We start from the raw sequence: 18,925 nt of genomic DNA, 5'->3' as shown, positions 1-18,925 counted from the left end.
GTGATTGGGACTTTTATTGTTATTCAAGTGACCAAACTAGTCAATGGTCACAAAACGGCACCCCATCACGGCGACAGGCTGCGCAGGACGAGACTCGACAACTGGGCCGGCGCGACCTCGGTGTATTCGAAGTTGAATTGCAGCAGCAGCGGATTGAGATAGGGGCGCATCACCAGATAAATCGCCATCGCGGCTTCGTCCAGCGGCGTCTTGCGTTCGAAGTCGCCGCTTTGCCGGCCCTCCAGCAGAACCTCCTGCAGCAGCGTCTGGACGCGGGCTTCGTAGGCTTGCACCGACTGCCAGTTTTCCGTGGCTGCCGATGCGGCGATGTCATAGAGCTTGCGGTCCCGGAAAAACAGCCGGAGGCTCGCTTCGGTAACGACTTTGAACATTTGCCGCAGCTTTTCCGGCGGCGACTCGGCTTGCGCAACGGCTGACCGGACATCGGTTTCGATCTCGTGCAGGCAGTTCGCGCAAATCATCTCGCCGATCGCTTGCTTCGACTCGAAGAACTTGTAGATATAGGCCTTCGAAAAACCGATGGCGCGGGCCAGGTCCGAGACCGTCGTTTTTTCGTAGCCGTACCGGCTGAAATGCTCGGTGGCGGCGATCACGATCTGATCCCGGACGTCATGGTCGGCCGGGCCGCGCGCCGGGGCCGGGGCAGGAGAGGTTTTTTTCATGGTTGCAGCTTACAGGAATAGACAACTAGTGACTATTTGGTATTATAGTCACCATCGGAACCTTGCGAAAACCTCCCATGCTACCCAAACCCTTTCTTGCCGCGGCGATTGCGGCCAGCCTGTCAGGTTGCGCTGTCGGCCCCGACTATGTCCGGCCTGATATCGCCATGCCCGAACAGTTTCAGGGTCAGGCTGCCGTCGGACAACGGCACGCCGCCACCGATGCCGAACTTGCCACGTGGTGGACGGGTTTCGGCGACCCCCGGCTGGCACGGTTCGTCACGCTCGCGCTGAATCAGAACCTGGATCTTGCGCAGGCCGCCGCTCGCGTCGCGCAGGCCCGTGCGGGACTCGGCGCAGCGAACGCCGCGCTGCTGCCGTCGGGCAATGTCAGTGGCCAGGCCGCGCGAGCCTATCAATCGGTCGAAACACCGTTGGGACGCGTGTTGAATTCGACACCCGGTTTCGACCGTTACGGTAACGACCATGAGGCCAATTTCAGCGCGAGCTGGGAACTGGACGTGTTTGGCGGCCTGCGCCGTGGCCGTGAAGCGGCGCTGGCCGACTATCAGGCGTCGGAAGCGGGCGCAGCGGCGACTCGGTTGGCCGTCGCGGCGCAAACCGCGGACATTTACATCACCATTCGCGGGTTGCAGGGCCGTCTGAAGGTCGCGCGCAGCCAGGTGCAAACGCAGCAGGATCTGCTGTCGACCATCAATCTGCTGTATGGGAAAGGCCTCGCGGCGGAGCTCCAGGTCAGGCAGGCGGAAGGCGCGCTGGCCCAGGTTCGCGCATCGGTCCCGGTGCTGGAAGCGGCGCTGGATGCGTCCATGAACGCGCTGGACGTGATGCTCGGTTCTCAGCCGGGCACGCATCGGGCGGAACTCATGGAAGCGGGCGACATCCCGGTTGCCCCGCAGTTCGCGGCGATGGGGTCGCCCAGGGAACTGCTCAGGCGCCGGCCCGACCTGATCGTGGCCGAGCGTCGGCTGGCTGCGTCAAACGCACGCATCGGGGTGGCCATCGCCGAGTATTACCCCAAGTTCTCGCTGAGCGGGCTGATCGGCAGCGCAACGTCGATGGGCGCGGGCAATCTGTTCAGCGGGGGCGCCAATCAGGCCGCCGGCGTGCTGGGACTGCGCTGGCGCCTGTTCGACTTCGGTCGCATCAATGCGCAGATCGGGCAGGCCAAGGGGCAGGAAGCCGAAATGCTGGCTGCCTATCGACTCGCTGCATTACACGCAACCGAGGATGTGGAAAACGCGTTCTCGGCCCTCGTCAAGCGAGACGAGCAGGCGGCCGTCCTCACGGACGGCGTGAACTCGCTGGGCCGGGCGCGAGCCGCATCATTTGCGGCATACCAGAAAGGGGTCGTCAGCCTGATCGAGGTCTTGCAGGCCGACGAAAACTTGCTGCGCGCATCGGATGAGCGCGTGCAGGCGCAAACGGAATCGGCACGCGCGGCGGTTGCCGCCTTCAAGGCGCTCGGCGGTGGTTGGCAACCGAGCGAGGCCGAGACGGCGGTCGCCGCCAGGTAGCGGCCGGCCGCGTCCAACGGGGACTACGGCAATTCGCCGGCTTGGTCACCCACGGTTATTGTTAAGGATTCCAGTTCGATAAAAAGGCGGAACGGTTTCCTGTCGAACGGTCCCTGCTGTCGCCTGCCATCAGGGACGCAACGAAACATGTGTGCCGGATGGCTGGGTGCCTGTCGTATGCGACGCAAACGATTGACCCGGGATGAAACCCGCGAACAAACGCGCCGGCGCCTGCTCGACGCAGCGGCCTCGATCATTGCCGGAAAAGGGCTGGCCGCGGCCAGCGTGGAGGAGATCGCCGCCCGGGCAGGCTATACGCGCGGCGCATTCTATTCCAACTTCGACAGCAAGAGCGAACTGCTCGTCGAACTCCTCCGTCTCGATCACCGGAGCATCCAGGAAAATTTGCGGGAACGGCTGGACGCTGCTCCGTCCCGGGAAGACCTGCAAAAGCAGCTCGCGTGGTTGCATGCACGGTGCTATCGCGACGACAACCACTACATCATCTGGGCCGAGGCGCGTCTGCATGCCATGCGTGATGCGCAATTCCGGCAACGCGTGAATGCCATGTACCTGGAAAAGCGCGATCTGATCGCGTCCGTTATCGAGCAGCTCCACAAGCGCGCTGATACCCGGTTTTCATGCGCGTCTTCCGACTACGCGCTCGCCGTCATCGCACTGATGGACGGCATCCGCTACTTCACCATGACCCTGCCCGACGCACCGCCGAACGCTTCGGCCGGATCGGTTTTGAGCATCGTCTTCACGCAATCCGCCGCGCGCCCTCAATAATTTTTTTAAAGACCGTGCCATGTTCCGCCGATATCATCCAGGCGTTCTAAAAAAGGACGCAATCGGCCGATGCGCACCGCCTGGTGCGCGCCCCGCCTGAAAAGCACGACCGGGCAGGGGATGCCGGCGGCATGCCGCCCGTCGGGCGGGCCGGCCGGGCCGCGACAGCACGACGGAGAATACTGAAACGATGATGACGGAGACAAGGGCGGCGCGACGCGCAATGGCGATCGCGGCCGGGGGAGCGCTGTGCATGGCGGCGGGCGGCGCATACGCGCAGGCGGCCCGGCCGGCGAGCGAAACCGCGGCACCGCAGGCCGCAGCGGCGGCCGTCGTACTGCCGTCAATCGACGTGACAGGAACGGCCGGCGGCGCGTCCGCCGGGCTCGTCGGGCTGCGCACCACGGCCGGCACGAAAACCGACACGCCGGTGGCCGAGATCCCGCAGACGATCAACCTCGTGACCGCGCAACAGATCGAGATGACCGGCGCGGCCGACCTGAACCAGGCGCTGCGCTACGTGCCGGGTTTCGCGACGTTCGGCGCCGACAGCCGGACCGACTGGTATGCGGCGCTGCGCGGCTTCACGCCGACGCTGTACGTCGACGGCGTGGCGGCGCCGAATACGGCCGTGATCGCGAACTGGCGTGTCGACCCGTATACGATCGACTCGATCGCGGTGCTGCGCGGGCCGACGTCGGTGCTGTACGGCGCGGGCGAGCCCGGCGCGATCGTCGACGCGCATACGAAGCTTGCCGACGGCGAGCGCGTGCGCGAAGCCGGCGTGCAGATCGGCAACGATGCGCGCAAGCAGTTCATGCTCGACGTCGGCGACAAGCTCGACCCGGACGGCAAGTATGCGTACCGGTTCGTCGGCGTCGCGCGGGACGGCAACGCGGTGACCGGCCCGAACGGCGACCGGCGCGTCGCGCTGGCGCCGTCGTTCCGATGGCGGCCGAGCGCCGACACGTCGCTGACGTTCTCCGCGACGTACCTGCAGGACAGCGGCGACATCTCGTCGAACTTCCTGCCCGCGTCGGGCACCGTATTGCCGAACCCGAACGGCCGCCTGTCGCAGGACATCTACATGGGCGACCCGTCATTCAACGACTACCGGAAGAAGCAATGGTCGCTCGGCTACGCGCTGGAACACCGCGTGAATGCGATCTGGACGCTGCACCAGGACGTGCGCTGGTCGCACCTGTCGCTCGACGACGCGACGGTGTTCGGCAACGGCCTGGCGCCCCGCAGCACGACGAACATGATGCGTTTCGCGGGGCTGTTTCAGCTCAACTACAGCCGGCTCGACGTCGACAACCACGCGCAGGCGCGCTTCGGCACGGGTCCGCTCGAACACACGCTGCTGCTCGGTCTGCAATATGACCGGCAGACGACGACCAACAGCGTGTGGCTCGCGCTCGCGCCGTCGCTCAACCTGTACCACCCCGTCTATCGGCCCGTCACGGCCGCGATCTTCTCCGGCCCGACGTCGCTCGGCCACGTCGACCAGTACACGGCGATGAACACGTTCGGCGTGTACGCGCAGGACCAGATCCGCTGGCAGCGCTGGACGCTGACGCTCGGCGGCCGCGAGGACTTCGTGAATGCACGGTTCGACAACCGGACGGCCGGCACGCAGACGCAGCAGGACGTCAGTGCGTTCTCCGGGCGGGTCGGGCTCACCTATCAGGGCGACGCCGGGTTGTCGCCGTACGTGAGCCACTCGACGTCGTTCGATCCGGTCATCGGCGTGCGGATCGCCGGCGGCGGCTTGCCCAAGCCGACGCGCGGCACGCAGACGGAAGCCGGGCTGCGCTGGCAGCCGCCCGGCAGGAACCTGATGCTGAACGCGGCCATCTATCAGATCGACCAGACCAACGTCGTGACGCCGACGCCGGTGAATCTCGACCCGACCGGCACGACGTCCGTGCAGACCGGCAAGGTGCGCTCGCGCGGCATCGAGCTGAGCGCGCTCGGCAACGTGACCCGCGAGCTGTCGGTCGTCGCGTCGTATGTCTACCAGGACGTCAAGAACGTGCAGGCGAACGACGCGTCGCTGAACCACTGGCCGGTGGCCGTGCCGCTGCCGCGGCAGATGGCGTCGATGTGGGCCGACTGGACCTGGCACACGGGCGCGCTGTCGGGCCTCGGGATCGGCGGCGGCGTGCGCTACCAGAGCGCGTCGGCCGGCGCGCCCGACAACTCGCTGACGGTGCCGAGCGTGACGCTGTACGACCTGGCGATGCACTACGAGATGCAGCATTGGCGCTTCGCGCTGAACGTCGCGAACCTGTTCGACCGGCGTTACGTCGGCGGCTGCCAGTCGTACGCCGTGTGCGTATTCGGCAACGAGCGAACCGTGCTGGCCAGCGCGAAATACAACTGGTAATCGCGATCGCGCGGAACGCGGCCTACGCGCCGCGTTGCGGTTCCCGGGTGGCGGCCCGCGCGCCCGCGTGGCGCTGGCGCCGCCACTCGGTCGGCGTGATGCCGAAACGTTCGCGGAAGGCGGTCGCGAAGTTCGCCGGCGTGGAAAAGCCGATTTCCTTCGCGATGCTGGCAATGCTGAGCGATGTCGAATCCAGCAGATCCTGAGCGATCCGCAGCCGCTCGTGCCGCAGATACTCGAACACCGTCTGGCCGAGATTGTCGCGAAACGCACGCGACAGCCGCTTTTCGTGCGTGCCGACCGCGCGCGCCAGTTGCTCGACCGTCGGCGGATCGTTCAGCATCCGCGACAGGTGGCGGATGGCCGCGCGCACGATGATGTCGTCGTCCTTGCCGGCCGCGAACGGGTTTTCCGTATCGACGGGCCGTTCGCGCTCCGTCCGTGCGAGCTGCACGCGAATCCGCGCGATGACTTCCGCCGGCTCGAACGGCTTCACCACATAGTCGACACCGCCGATTTCCAGCCCCTCGAGGCGTTCGTGCAATGCGCCGGCCACAGTCAGGAAGATGACCGGAATCGCACTCGTCAACGGATCGGCGGCGAGCAGCCGGCACGCGGTGAAGCCGTCCATGTGCGGCATGCGGACATCCATCAGGATCAGGTCGGGCAGCAGCGCCTGCGCGCGCTGGCACGCTTGCGCCCCGTCGGAGGCGATGCTGATCCGGCAGCCCGTGCCGCGCAGGATGTCGATCAGCAAACGCAACTGGTCGGGCTGATCGTCGACGATCAGGATATGGGCGCCGCTCAACGCGGAGATCGATGGAGACATCGTGTACCTGTTCTGGAAAGGCGGTTGGCTGCGATCCCGCGGGCGGCCTGCCCGGTTCGGGGGAATCGTCGGAAGCCGCTCTATGACGATGCACAAACGCATCGCACGCTCGCATCGACAGCCGGATTTCGCCGGACTGCGCGACAGGCAACCGGTCGGCGCAATACCCGGTGTTGGTTGTTCTGATCACTGAGCCGGCAAAGCCGCGGAGCGTTGCCGTGGTCGCGCGCTGAAAAGTGCGCGACTGCCGGTATCGATGCGAGCGGAATTGTAGGAGCATATTTCGATTCTCGCCAGACGCGCCGACTCTATTCATTTCACGCCGCTTTCCGGATGGTTCGCGGCGCTTCGCGGTTTGTGCTGACGAGCAGTCCGCTGGCTTTATGTCGGCATTTCTTTGGCGGTATTTAATTGCAATCCGCTTCGGCAAAGCATTTATCCGCTTCAAAAAACATCCCGATTAACCGATGTGAAGCGCAATCGTTTGCGAGGCGCTGAAGTTTATCGTAACGCATTGAATTTATTGAGTTTTACAATCTATAAAGAATGTTGTCTTCAATAAATTTAGGTCGTGTCTCATAATTCGTCCGAACTTTGAATGTAACGAAGCGCAACGCAAGGCACGGTGAGATGTGACGGGCGTTGTGCGATTCGGGTCAAATGCATCAATTGATGTGTGTCTCCGAACGCAGGTTCGTTGCGCGAAAGCGGAAATCCGGTTGCCGGAGATGAAATAAAAGAAACGGGGTTGGCCGCGGTCGGCGCGGCGCCAGATTCAAGATGTTTATAACGGCGGGTTGAATCTCGGGATTCAGTTCGGGGGCAAACTCGTCCATAAACAGCGATATGTATTCCTAATGTAATTGCCGGATTAACGGAACGGGCCGGAACACGAACGGCGTGCCCGGGCCTTCGAACGCCCTGTCGATACGGGCGGTCGATGCGTGTCGCCTTCGACACGGTCAGGCCGGGCACCGGAATCCGGTTCCGCACTGAAGTCGCAATCGCAGTCGTAATCGCAGTCGAATCCTTCGATAAAAGTAAGTAGTCCGTATTCAAACCAAACGCTACACAAACGGAGCAGAAGACCATGAAGAGGAAGCAGATTTCGGCGCTCGCCGCCGCCATGTTCACCGGCGCAGGCGTGCTGATCGCCGGAGCCGCACACGCGGACAATTTCGTCGATCGCGGCAACCCGGACAACGCGCTGAACGGCCAGTGCATCGACGGGACGAACCCGCTGTGCGTTGCAACGAAGAACGGGACCTTCGTCGCGGTGAGCACCACGAACGTGACGCAGGGCACGAATGCGAAGGCGGGCTCCAGCGGCATCGCGATCGGCGACCAGTCGAATGCAGGCAGCAAGGGCAGCGCCGGCAGCGGCGGCGCGATTGCGATCGGCGTCGGCTCGCAGGCGCTGGCGAACTCGGCCACGGCGATCGGCACGGTGGCCGTCGCGCAAGGCAATACGTCGCTCGCCGTCGGCCGGCAGTCGGCCGCGATCGGCGACTACTCGATGGCGCTCGGCAACGTCGCGGATGCGCACGGCACCAGCTCGATCGCGCTCGGCCACTCGGCGCTGGCGAGCGGCGATCGCTCGGTTGCGATCGGCGGCGCGAACCCGACGTCGAGCGACGGCGTATCGAACGGCGCCGCGTACGACGCGGCGACGCAGACGCGCGCCGGCGGCACGCAATCGGTGGCGATCGGTGCGGGCGCACAGACGAACGACAGCAACCAGGTGGCGATCGGGTCGGGCAGCGTCGGCGCGAACAACGGCGGCACGCCGGTATTCGGCGGCACGGCCGCGCCGGTCGGCGGCGCGGTGTCGTTCGGCGCGCTCGGCAGCGAACGCCAGCTCAAGAACGTCGCTGCAGGCGCGGCCGATACGGACGCCGTCAACGTCCAGCAGTTGAAGAACGTGAACAGCACGCTCAGCACGAGCATCGGCAACGTCGACGCGCGCGTGACGTCGGTCGGCAATTCGCTGTCGACCACGATCTCGAACGTCGACCAGCGCGTGACCAGCGTGGGCAACAGCCTCAGCACGAGCATCGTCGCGGCGACCCAGAACGTCGTGAAATACACGGACAATTCGCATGCGGCGATCGCGCTCGACGGCAGCAACGGCACGACCATCGGCGGCCTCGCGGCCGGCGTCGCCGATACCGACGCGGTCAACGTCGGCCAGTTGAAGGGCAGCATCGCGCCGCTGCAAACGTCCGTTTCGACGGCGGCCTCGAACATCACGAACCTGCAGGGCAGCGTCACCGGCATCAACGCATCGCTGAGCACGGCGGCGTCGAACATCGGCAACCTGCAGGCGGCCGATACGCGCAACGTGAAGTACGACGGCGCGAGCGGCTTCGACTCGGTGACGTTCGCCGGCACGAACGGCACGACGCTGCACAATGTCGCGGCCGGCGTCGCCAATACCGACGCGGTGAACGTCGGGCAACTGAACGGCGGCCTGGCGTCGCTCAGCACGAGCGTGACGAACAACCTCAGTACGACGCTGGGCAACCTCAGCACGTCGATCACCAGCCAGATCAGCAGCGCGACGAAGAACGCCGTGCAGTACGACGACGACGCGCACAGCGGTGTCACGCTCGGCGGCACGGGTGCGTCGGCGCCGGTCGGCCTGCACAACGTCGCGGACGGCGTTGCCGCGAGCGACGCCGTGAACGTGGGCCAGCTCGGCAAGGCGACCGACACGCTCAACCAGTCGATCACGAACGTCGGCAACCAGGTGACGACGAATACGGGCAACATCGCCGCGCTCCAGCAGGATGCGCTGCAGTGGAACCCGGGCCTCGGCGTCTACGATGCGAGCCACGGCGGCCACGGACCGCAACGCATCGGCAACGTCGCGGCCGGCAAGAACGGTACGGACGCGGTCAACGTCGACCAGTTGAGCGCGGCGATTCACGACGGCACGAGCCAGCTCGACGCGCTCGCCGTGAAGTACGACGATGCAAGCAAGCAGCAGGTGTCGCTCGGCGCGGGCAACGGCGGGAGCCCGGTGCGCGTGACCAATGTCGCGGCAGGCAACGTCGCGGCAGGCAGCACGGACGCGGTGAACGGCGCGCAACTGCGCGGCGCGATCGACAGCACCGCGGCCGCGCTCGGCGGCGGCGCGACGGCGAATCCGGACGGCTCGATCAGCGCACCGAACTACAAGGTCGGCGGCGGCTCGTTCAACAATGTCGGCGACGCGCTCACGAATCTCGACGGCCGCGTCGGCAGCAATACGACGACGCTCGAGAATCACGAAACGCGCATCGGCAATGCCGAAACGAATATCGCCGGCAACACGGCCGCGATCGCCGGGCTGCAGCAGGACGCGCTGCAGTTCGACCCGAAGCTCGGCGCGTACAGCGCGGCGCGCGGCGGTGCGCCGACGAAGCTGACGAACGTGGCTGACGGCAACGTCGCCGCGGGCAGCACGGACGCGGTGAACGGCGGCCAGCTGTCGGGCGTGAAAACCGCGCTCGAACAGCAGATCACGCAGGTGTCGAACCAGGCCGGCGAAGCGGTGAAGAACGTCGTCAAGTACGACGTCGACACGAACGGCAACCGGCTGAATTCGGTGTCGCTCGTCGGCGGCGATGCAACCTCGGCGGTCGTGCTCAAGAACGTCGCGGCGGGCACCGACGATACGGACGCGGTGAACGTGAAGCAACTGAAGGGCGTGCAGTCGAGTCTCAACCAGCTCGGCGCGCTCGCGGTGCAGTACGACGACAGCTCGAAGAGCTCGATCACGCTCGGCGGTGCCGGCGGCACGCGCATCTCGAACGTGAAGGCAGGCACGCTCAGCGCCACCAGCACGGACGCGGTGAACGGCTCGCAGCTCTACGCGACCAACCAGCAGGTGTCGAAGAACACGACCGACATTTCGAACCTGCAGGGGAACGTGAACAACATCGCGAACGGCAAGGCCGGCCTCGTGCAGCAGCAGGATCCGAACGGCGCGATCACGGTCGCGAAGGACACGGGCGGTACCAGCGTGAACTTCTCCGGCACGGCGGGCGACCGCGCGCTGACCGGCGTGGCGGCGGGGGTGAACGACAACGATGCGGTCAACGTCGGCCAGTTCAACAACGCGTTGAAGAACGTGGCGGCCAACGACAAGATCCGCGCGGCGGCGACCGATGCGAATACGACGTGGATCGCGCGCGCCGATGCGGGTTCGATCGGGTCGACGGCGACCGCAACCGGCAAGAACGCGGTGGCGGTCGGCCAGGGCTCCGTCGCCGATCGCGACAATTCGTTCTCGGTCGGCGCGAAGGGCAGCGAGCGCCAGATCACGAACGTCGCGGCCGGGACGGCGCCGACCGACGCGGTGAACGTGCAGCAGCTGAACGACAACCTCACGGCCGCTTCGACGCAGGCGAAGGGTTACACCGACCAGCGTATCGGGCAGGTGTACAACGCGGTCAACGACCTGAAGAAGGACATGTACGGCGGCGTGGCATCGGCGATGGCGGTGGCCGGCCTGCCGCAACCGACGGGCGCGGGCCGCTCGATGGTGTCGGCGGCGACCTCGAACTATCACGGCCAGCAGGGTTTTGCCGCCGGGTACTCGTACGTGACGGAGAGCAACCGGTGGGTCGTCAAGGCATCGGTGACGGGCAACGCCCGGTCGGACTTCGGCGCGGTGGTGGGCGCGGGGTATCAGTTCTAGCAGGCATGTTTGTAATGATGGAACTAACAGCCCGTCTCCCCGTGTGGTTACGGGCTGTTTCCCTTGCGGCTAGTTGCGTCTGCCCGTGGATTTGCCCCTCCCAGTCACTCACGGCAAGCAGGTACCGTTAGGTTTGCGGTGCCGTACTGTCCATCATGCCCTCTGCAGAATATCGATCGCCTGATTGGCGTCGTTCAGTGTATCGACCGCGAGATAGGCTATGAATTGCGTGCCGAGTACCGCGGCCGATACTCCGCGTAGATTGATGCCCCCATCTGCAAGTTTCTGGGTCAAGTCCGCGATGATCCCCTGCTGGTCCAGTCCCATCACACGAATGGAATGAAGGCTGGACGTTGGCGTAAAACCCACCTGCGCGGCGGCACGAATCTCGTTATCCCCCTGCAGTGGGGCGACGAACACCACTCCCGCCCCTGTCTTCTCGGGCGTGCGCCGCGCAACGATGAACTGCAGGTCGGCACCTGCATCCCGCAATACGCGCAACACTCGCGCAAGCCCGCCCGGCTTGTCCTCGATAGTCGCAGCCCAGACCTCGATACGATCGGCGATCAGTTCCATGGTGCCCCCTACGACCGGATGCGTCTCAAAGAGAAATCTATGTCACGCGCGGCCTGCAAACAAGCCTGCCCACCCGGACAACCCGGAGGAATTCCGGGACGTCGTGCCGTGGCCGATCTGCTTGTTCGCGCTGACTCCCGAATAGGGCGAGGCCGGTGCGGGAGCCTCGTTCGTGGACGCTGCCCTGGAACCTATAGCGGCCGAACGTACAACGGTATGAAGGGGGCGCCGGACGATTTCGGCGGGATACCGGTCGTGCTCGACTTTGCCGATTACTCGCAAGGCTCGGCGTTCGCTCAAGCCATGCTGGGTCATTTGGCGCACCAACTCTCGGCGTGACGGTGCGCTCACTACTTTTTTCGCAAGGCTTCGCGCGTGACCTCGTTCTCCAACAGCGATTCGGCCAGTCGCTTCTTCAGCCGGGCGTTCTCGGCTGCCAGTTCCTTCAGGCGCTTGGCGTCAGGCACGCTCATGCCGCCGAACTTGCTGCGCCACAGGTAGTAACTGGCCTCCGAGAAGCCGTGCTGGCGGCATAGTTCATTGATCGGAATCCCGCTCTCCGCTTCCCGCAGGAAGCCGATGATCTGTTCTTCGGTGAACTGCTTCTTCATGTCCAATCTCCTGACGACGTGATTGGACTCTAAATCGCCGCGCTACTCAAATCGGGGGAGACGTCGGTACGTAGTGAACCCCAAATTGTTCCGCCAGTTGCTCGAGCCGCCGATCGCGCGTCCAGAGCCTGGTGGTCGGGGTCAACAGCACCGACGCCAGCAGGGTGCAATCGACGGCACCGCATCCGCGCCCATACAGCCGTTCCCGCTCGATCCAGTCCGCGACCTCGGCCGATGTCGCGAGCCGGGTTTGACGCAACATCGCGAGGTCTCCCAGGGTACGTGCCCGCGGCTCGGGCGGCGTTCCGCACGTGAGCTCGAGCATCACCAATGGATGCGTCAGGACATCGTCGACGCGCAGCAACTGGATCAGCGCTGGTAGCGGCCGCCGGAAATGCTCGACCCACACGGACGTATCGACCAGGACGCTCATCGGGCGGCCGCCTCCGTCGCGCGACGCGGCACGTCCGACATGTCGGGTGCGCGACCGCCCAGCGCGGCCAGGCGTTGGCCGGCCTGGACACGCACGAACGTTTCCAAGGCGGCTCGGAACAGGTCGGCGGGAGACATGCCCGGCTCGGCGAGTTCGAGCGCGCGCGCGTAGAGGGTGTCGTCAACGGTGACAGTGGTACGCATGATGGCTCCTTTGATGCTATCGAGCATCAATTTTAGCATCAATGCGTAGAGAGTCCAGCGGTCGATGGGCGGCACTTGACCCGACGAATTGTCGTGCGTGTTGGCGTGCGACGTCCACCAGCTGATCGAGATCGAGATCGACATCGCTGGCCTGCTCGGCGGGGAACAGCACTTCCGCATGCTCGGAAGTGCAGACGAGAGCATCCCCAGCGACATCTCGCCGACTTCGTCGGCGTACTACACGCCGACGCGTTCGCTGGCTACGCTGAGCTGTATCGCAATGGCACCATCCAGGAAGCCGCCTGTATGGCGCACGCGCGTCGGAAAATCCACGACCTGCATGCGGTGCGTCCCAACGCCGTCACGGAAGAGGCGTTGCGTCGGATCGGCATGCTCTACGAGCTCGAAGAGCAGATCCGAGGCAAGCCACCCGACGAACGACGCAGTCTGCGCCAGGCGCGAGCGGTGCCGATGCTCGACGACATAAAGCGCTGGTTCGGAGCGACGCTGGCCACGCATGCCTGCAACAGTTGCATGACCGGGGCGTTGCCAACGGCGGAGATGCGTCGCGGCTCCCGATCCGGCTTGCAGGCGGCGAACGCGCGGCATCCGTCAACGACGACGCGCATCCACTCGACACACATTCGACGACTGACGCGGGGACGGCGCGCGCCGCGCTCAACTGCCGGTGCGGGCAAGCCTGTCGATGAACGTACGGGCGCGCGATGGCTCGGTGATCTCCGTCCATTGCAGATGCGCGTATTTCGGGTCGTCGCGCAGGCTGGCGAACTTGACGCGGTTTCGGGCGAATGTGGTGTACGACCACAGCAGTACCGAGTCTCGCGAGCAGAATGCCATCCGCAGCGACTCCCGGTTGCCGTGAGAAAGCTCGGTGCGCATGAGAGCGCGGCTGATCGTGCGCCAGAGCACCCGGGAGAACACCGTCCATCGCCCGAAGTTGAGCCAGACGACGTGCGTGGCGCTCGACCACAGCACGTCGCGCACCGCGCTGTAGTTCCCGTCGACGACCCATCGGTCGCCGGCTGTCGCCGCCAGCACGGCACGCTCGAACTGCCCGGGCGGCACGGCGGTCCAGCCGGGCCCCCAGTAGAGTCGATCCAGCTCGATGTACGGGCAGCCGGCGGCAGCCGCCAGCGCGCTGGCGAAGGTGGATTTTCCCGATCCACTGGTTCCGACGACGACGAAGCGCATGGGTTTGACAGCGATCGAATGGCGAAGCCGGGTATTGTGCCGGATGCATCGAAGCGGTTGATCCGCGCACGCAAAACGGGGGCTGCGGAACCTGGCCGGCCCGGTTCATCGAACGTATCAACGGACGGCGGCACGACGCCGCGAGAGGATTCGGAATCGAAATTCCGGCGTCAGCGGTGTGGAGTGGGATGTCTTCTACAACGTTGTCATCGCTAATTACCGGCAGGTCGGTGGCATCGGGGTCTATAAAGCCAGTCAGACGCTGAGCGCGGAACTGGGGACGTCATGGAACTGGTGGCATTGCCCGCGATGAACTGGCTGCCGCTGTATGGTTGGCGGTCGCTGTTCGGCCTGGGCCGTAGGCGTTTCGATGCGGGACCGGTCGGGATGCCGGCTGCTTCGCCCGTCACGAATGCGTGGCTGACTACCGTGCTTCGATGCGATGGCGCAGCGCGGGGAACCTGAACCGGCCGCTTCTTACGGGCGCGGATACGAGTCCGACATGCCGGCGCCGGATGTTTGACGGTCGTGCGGCGGGTGTTGCGCGCCATCCGCACGATCGTGAAACCGCTGGAACGCATCCAGCAACCGTGCGCGCTGCGCGGCCAGCGACGGGTCGCGCCGATCGCGCGGCCGCGCGACGGCGACATGGATTTCGTCGTCGACGCGGCCCGGGTTCGGCGCGAGCATCAGCACGCGATCGCCGAGATACAGTGCCTCGTCGAGATCGTGCGTGACGACGATCGCGGCCATCCGGTGCCGGTGGACGACATAGAGCAGCAGCGTCTGCAATCGCATTCGGGTGATCGCGTCGACCGCGCTGAACGGCTCGTCGAGCAGCAGCAGATCCGGCTCGCCGAACAGCCCGCGCGCGATCGCGGCGCGTTGGGCCATCCCGCCCGACAACGTGGCCGGCAGTTGCCGCGCGACGCCGGCCAGGCCGACTTCGTCGAGCAACCGCCCGACGCTCGGCGCACGGCCGCCTCCCGGGCCGGACGCGAAGCCGACGTTGTCCGCGATCGAGAGCCACGGCAGCAGCCGCGGCTCCTGAAAGATCACGCCGATGCGCGCAGACGGCCCGGCGAGCGCGCTGCCGTCCAGCGTGACGCTGCCGCGGAAGTCCGTGTCGAGACCGGCGACGATCCGCAACAGCGTGCTCTTCCCGCAACCGCTCGGACCGACCACGCAGACGATTTCGCCGCGCGCGACCTGCAACGCGATATCGGCGAGGATCGTGCGATCTCCGTAAAGCTTGCGGGCGATTCGCAGGTCGAGCAGCGGCGTATCGCTGCCGGGTGCCGGGTGGCCGGAACGGTATGCGCTCATTTCGATGCCGCCGGCGGCACGCCGTCGAACGCATCGCGCCAGCCGAGCCAGCGCAACTCGATGCGGCGCATCGCACCGTCGGTCAGCTTGCCGAGCAACGCGAGCAGCAGGATCGCGCCGAACACGAGGTCGGGGCGCCCGGTTTCCCGGCCGTCGCTCAACAGGAAGCCGAGGCCGCGCGTGGCCGCGATCAGCTCCGCGGCGACCATGAACATCCACGCGAGACTGAGGCCCGTACGCAAACCGGTGACGATCTGCGGCAACGCGGCCGGCAGCAGGATCCGGCGGAACAGCGCGAGCGGGCCGAGCCGGTACACCGCGCCGAGCTCGACGAGCTTGCGATCGACGTCGCGAATGCCGGCGACCACCGCGAGGTGAACCGGGAAGAATGCGCCGATGGCGATCAGCGTGATCTTCGGCGCTTCATCGATACCGAGCCACAGCAACAACACCGGCACCCATGCGAGCGACGGAATCGCGCGCAGCGCCTGGAACGTCGGCTCGAACAGCGCGTCGATCCGCCGGCTCAGGCCCATCGCCGCGCCGACGACGAGCGCGAGTCCGGCGCCCGCCGCAAAACCCGCCGCGACCCGCAGCGTGCTCGCGCCGACATGGCGTGCGACCCGCGTGACGCCCATGCGCGCGAGCGTATCGAGAATCTCGCTCGGCGCCGGAACGAGGTGATCCGGCAGCCAGCCGCGCCGCACGACGCACTCCAGCAGCACGAGCATGGCGAACGGCAGCGCGAGGCCCGCGATACGCCACGCACGAAGCGGGTCACGCCGGCCCGCGCGGGGCGATGCGGCTTGGCGGGACGCGAGCGTGTCGCCGCGGGCAGCGGTGTCCGTCATCGGTGGCAATCTCAGTGCGAGGCGGCCACGATCGGGCGCGCGAACGACGGATCGATCAGCGTATCGACGATCTTTGCAGGATCGACGCCGGGCCGGGTCAGTTGCTCGGCCGTCAGCACCGGTGCCGCTGCCTTCAGCGCGGCACGCTGGGTATCGCCGGGCACCGGGTCGCTGAAATCGTTACGCTGGAGCTGCAGCTTCGCGACCGGCATCGACACCTTCGATTCGTCGGCGACGATCTGTGCGGTATCGGCCGGATGCGCAACGATCCACTGGCGCGCGCGGTCATAAACTTTCAGCACGCGCGCAACCGCCTGCGGATACTGGCTGGCGAAGGCATCGCGCACGTTCAGGAACCCATACGTATTGAATGCGACGTTGCGATACAGGAGGCGCGCACCGTCGTCGAGCTGTGCGGCAGCCATATGCGGATCGAGTCCGGCCCATGCATCGACCTGACCGTTCGCGAGGGCGGTGCGGCCGTCCGGATGCTGCAGGTTGACGATCTCGACGTCGTCGCGTGTCAGGCCGACCGTGTGTAGCGCTCGCAGCGTGAACAGGAACGGATCGGTACCGCGCGTCGCGGCGATTTTCTTGCCCTTCAGGTCGGCGAGCGAACGGATCGGCGAATCCTTGCGTACCACGAGCGCCGTCCACTCGGGGCGGGAGAAGACGTAGACCGCGTGGATCGGGTTGCCGTTCGCGCGCCCGAGCACCGACGCAAGCCCCGCGGCGGAGCCGAAATCGACCGCGCCGCTGTTCAGGTATTCGAGCGCGCGATTGCTGCCGAGGCTCAGCACCCAGCGAATCGACGTACGGTCGGCCTTGAATTCGTCATCGAGCCAGCCGAAGTGGCGAATCACGAGACTCTCGGGCGAGTAGTACGCATAATCGACGCGGATTTCCGCGGGCGTCGCCGCGTGTGCATGCATCGATGCGAGGCCGGCAAGCGCGGCCATGACGAGGGCCGCGGATTGCCACGCGCGGGACCAGAACGGCTTCATCGGGGATTCTCCGGAAGAGCGGCAACGCGCCGCGAACAGGCAGGTGACCGTCTAATGTAGCGAAGCACCGGCGATCCGGTAACGAAGAAATCCGCGATTGAACATGCGCGCTGCTGCTAAGCGAGCCTGTCGCGCAACTTTATGACACAGGCCGATTAATTTATCGGTTTATATCGCTTGGTATAACCGGATCGGGGGAACAGAATTCCCGCTGCCGGCACTCGACGACAGCAGGGCCGCATTCGCTCGATGTCCAGACGGTTGCGAATGCACCCGCCTGGTTCCCGGCGGCATGCGAACCTCGCCGGTCATCCGGCATGAAATTAAGGAATGCGATGAGTTCGATCGATCTGAACACGGTCACGCCGGTTTCTTCTCCCATCCGCTCGGCCAGCGACGTCGCGCGCCTGATCAATACGGTGGACAGTTCGGTCAGCCACGCACGGATGATCGTGCTGCTGGCGCTCGGCGGCGTGTTTCTCGATGCGTACGACCTGACGACGCTGTCTTACGGCATCGACGACGTGACGCGCGAGTTCGGCCTGACGCCTGCGCTGACCGGGCTGGTCGGTTCGGCGATCATGATCGGCACGATCTTCGGCAGCCTGATCGGCGGATGGCTGACTGACCGGATCGGCCGCTATCAGGTGTTCATGGCCGACATGCTGTTCTTCGTGGTCGCGGCGATTGCGGCCGGGCTGGCGCCGAACGTCTGGGTGCTGATCGGCGCACGCTTCGTGATGGGGCTCGGCGTCGGCATCGACCTGCCCGTCGCGATGGCGTTTCTCGCGGAATTTTCGAAGTTCAGCGGGCGCGGCAACAAGGCGTCGCGGCTCGCGGCGTGGTGCCCGATGTGGTACGTCGCGTCGTCGGTCTGCTTTCTGCTGATCTTCGGCCTGTATTTTCTGCTGCCGGCCGAGCATGCGGGATGGCTCTGGCGCGCGTCGCTGATCTTCGGCGCGGTGCCCGCGCTCGTCATCATCCTGTTTCGCAACCGGTTCATGAACGAATCGCCGCTGTGGGCCGCGAACCAGGGGGATCTGGCCAATGCCGCACGCATCCTTCGCGAGTCGTACGGCATTCATGCACACGAAGCGGAAGATGCGCGACGCGAACCGAGCCGGCCGCCCGTGCGGATTCGCGTGCTGTTCCAGCGTCCGTATCTCGGCCGTACGATCGTCGCCAGTGTGATGAACCTGTGCATCCCGTTCGAATACACGGCGATTGCGTTCTTCCTGCCGTCGATCCTGTCGCAGTTTCTCGGCGCGGGCGTGTTCGAGACGATCGCCGCGTCGCTCGCGTTGAACGTTCTGTTCGCGTTTACCGGCGGGTTGCTGGGCATGCGCCTGGCGTATCGATATCCGTCACGCCATGTCGCGATCGCGGGTTTCGCGCTGCAGTTCGTCGCACTGGCCGCGCTCGCGCTGGCCGGGCATCCGCACGGTGCACTCGCGGTCGGCATCGTGCTGCTGATGCTCGGCATGTGGCTGTTCGCCGAAGGTTTCGGGCTGGGTGCGCAGATGATGATCTATCCGACGCTGTCCTATCCGGCCGCGATCCGCGGCACCGGTGTCGGCTTCGGACGTTCGCTGTGCGGCATCGGCCAGGCACTTGCGCTGTTCGTGTTGCCGATCCTGCAGGCCCGTCTCGGTACCGACATGTTCTGGGTCGTCGCGATCAGTGCGGTCACGCCGATCGTGTTTCTGTTGATCGTGCGTTACGAGCCGACGGCGCGCGACATCGACGACGAGGGCGCCGCGTGAATGCTGCCGGGGGCGTTCGTCCTCCGGCAAA

14 protein-coding genes and 2 pseudogenes are annotated in these 18,925 nt (G+C 65.5%); 6 read left to right on the top strand and 10 right to left on the bottom strand.

The window, feature by feature from the left end; genetic code table 11:
- Positions 1–65 precede the first annotated feature (65 nt).
- Positions 66–683 carry a TetR/AcrR family transcriptional regulator gene (locus BFF94_RS14645; RefSeq protein ID WP_128848854.1) on the bottom strand — a complete coding sequence of 206 codons (618 nt, stop codon included), beginning with the start codon at positions 681–683 and terminating at the stop codon, positions 66–68.
- A gap of 77 nt (positions 684–760) precedes the next feature.
- Here BFF94_RS14645 and BFF94_RS14640 point away from each other — a divergent pair, with 77 nt between their 5' ends.
- From BFF94_RS14640 to BFF94_RS14630, 3 genes are all read left to right on the top strand, one after another.
- On the top strand, positions 761–2,221 hold the full coding sequence (locus tag BFF94_RS14640; RefSeq protein WP_128848856.1) for an efflux transporter outer membrane subunit: 1,461 nt from the start codon (positions 761–763) through the stop codon (positions 2,219–2,221).
- A gap of 177 nt (positions 2,222–2,398) precedes the next feature.
- Positions 2,399–3,013, top strand: a complete 615-nt coding sequence (locus tag BFF94_RS14635) for a TetR/AcrR family transcriptional regulator (protein ID WP_128848859.1) — start codon at positions 2,399–2,401, stop codon at positions 3,011–3,013.
- A 190-nt stretch (positions 3,014–3,203) separates the two neighbouring features.
- Positions 3,204–5,402 (top strand): TonB-dependent siderophore receptor, encoded by a 2,199-nt coding sequence (locus BFF94_RS14630; protein WP_219139492.1) that lies wholly within the window; start codon positions 3,204–3,206, stop codon positions 5,400–5,402.
- A 22-nt stretch (positions 5,403–5,424) separates the two neighbouring features.
- Here BFF94_RS14630 and BFF94_RS14625 read toward each other — a convergent pair whose 3' ends face one another.
- Complete coding sequence (locus tag BFF94_RS14625; protein ID WP_128848862.1) at positions 5,425–6,231, bottom strand: response regulator transcription factor; 807 nt, start codon at positions 6,229–6,231, stop codon at positions 5,425–5,427.
- Between the two features lie 1,090 nt (positions 6,232–7,321).
- On the opposite strand from BFF94_RS14625, the gene BFF94_RS14620 reads away from it, so the two are divergent.
- Positions 7,322–10,915 (top strand): YadA family autotransporter adhesin, encoded by a 3,594-nt coding sequence (locus BFF94_RS14620; RefSeq protein ID WP_128848865.1) that lies wholly within the window; start codon positions 7,322–7,324, stop codon positions 10,913–10,915.
- A gap of 153 nt (positions 10,916–11,068) precedes the next feature.
- Here BFF94_RS14620 and BFF94_RS14615 read toward each other — a convergent pair whose 3' ends face one another.
- From BFF94_RS14615 to BFF94_RS14600, 4 genes and pseudogenes are all read right to left on the bottom strand, one after another.
- Positions 11,069–11,491, bottom strand: a complete 423-nt coding sequence (locus BFF94_RS14615; RefSeq protein ID WP_128848868.1) for an ACT domain-containing protein — start codon at positions 11,489–11,491, stop codon at positions 11,069–11,071.
- A gap of 267 nt (positions 11,492–11,758) precedes the next feature.
- Positions 11,759–12,102 (bottom strand): annotated as a pseudogene (locus BFF94_RS14610) (transposase); the annotation flags it as partial.
- A gap of 46 nt (positions 12,103–12,148) precedes the next feature.
- A complete protein-coding gene (locus BFF94_RS14605) occupies positions 12,149–12,535 on the bottom strand; it encodes a type II toxin-antitoxin system VapC family toxin (protein ID WP_128848870.1) in 387 nt (128 codons plus the stop codon).
- The gene (locus BFF94_RS14600; RefSeq protein WP_128848932.1) at positions 12,532–12,738 is read right to left on the bottom strand and encodes a type II toxin-antitoxin system VapB family antitoxin; all 207 of its coding nucleotides are present in this window, start codon (positions 12,736–12,738) and stop codon (positions 12,532–12,534) included. The genes BFF94_RS14605 and BFF94_RS14600 overlap by 4 nt, the downstream gene beginning before the upstream one ends.
- Before the next feature lie 192 nt (positions 12,739–12,930).
- On the opposite strand from BFF94_RS14600, the pseudogene BFF94_RS14595 reads away from it, so the two are divergent.
- A pseudogene (locus BFF94_RS14595) lies at positions 12,931–13,287 on the top strand (IS66 family transposase); the annotation flags it as partial.
- A gap of 129 nt (positions 13,288–13,416) precedes the next feature.
- On the opposite strand, the gene BFF94_RS14590 reads toward BFF94_RS14595, so the two are convergent.
- The 4 genes from BFF94_RS14590 to BFF94_RS14575 form a co-directional block, all read right to left on the bottom strand.
- A complete protein-coding gene (locus tag BFF94_RS14590; RefSeq protein ID WP_128848873.1) occupies positions 13,417–13,950 on the bottom strand; it encodes a P-loop NTPase family protein in 534 nt (177 codons plus the stop codon).
- 477 nt (positions 13,951–14,427) lie between these two features.
- The gene (locus BFF94_RS14585) at positions 14,428–15,276 is read right to left on the bottom strand and encodes an ABC transporter ATP-binding protein (protein ID WP_246637314.1); all 849 of its coding nucleotides are present in this window, start codon (positions 15,274–15,276) and stop codon (positions 14,428–14,430) included.
- On the bottom strand, positions 15,273–16,127 hold the full coding sequence (locus tag BFF94_RS14580) for an ABC transporter permease (RefSeq protein WP_219139491.1): 855 nt from the start codon (positions 16,125–16,127) through the stop codon (positions 15,273–15,275). Before BFF94_RS14580 ends, BFF94_RS14585 begins: the two co-directional genes overlap by 4 nt.
- 11 nt (positions 16,128–16,138) lie before the next feature.
- A complete protein-coding gene (locus BFF94_RS14575; RefSeq protein ID WP_128848878.1) occupies positions 16,139–17,131 on the bottom strand; it encodes an aliphatic sulfonate ABC transporter substrate-binding protein in 993 nt (330 codons plus the stop codon).
- A gap of 335 nt (positions 17,132–17,466) precedes the next feature.
- Here BFF94_RS14575 and BFF94_RS14570 point away from each other — a divergent pair, with 335 nt between their 5' ends.
- The gene (locus BFF94_RS14570) at positions 17,467–18,894 is read left to right on the top strand and encodes an MFS transporter (protein WP_128848881.1); all 1,428 of its coding nucleotides are present in this window, start codon (positions 17,467–17,469) and stop codon (positions 18,892–18,894) included.
- The last annotated feature ends 31 nt before the right edge of the window (positions 18,895–18,925 follow it).

Source organism: Burkholderia catarinensis (assembly GCF_001883705.2).
Classification (GTDB): Bacteria; Pseudomonadota; Gammaproteobacteria; order Burkholderiales; family Burkholderiaceae; genus Burkholderia; species Burkholderia catarinensis.
This window is presented reverse-complemented; position numbering and strand designations above follow the sequence as displayed.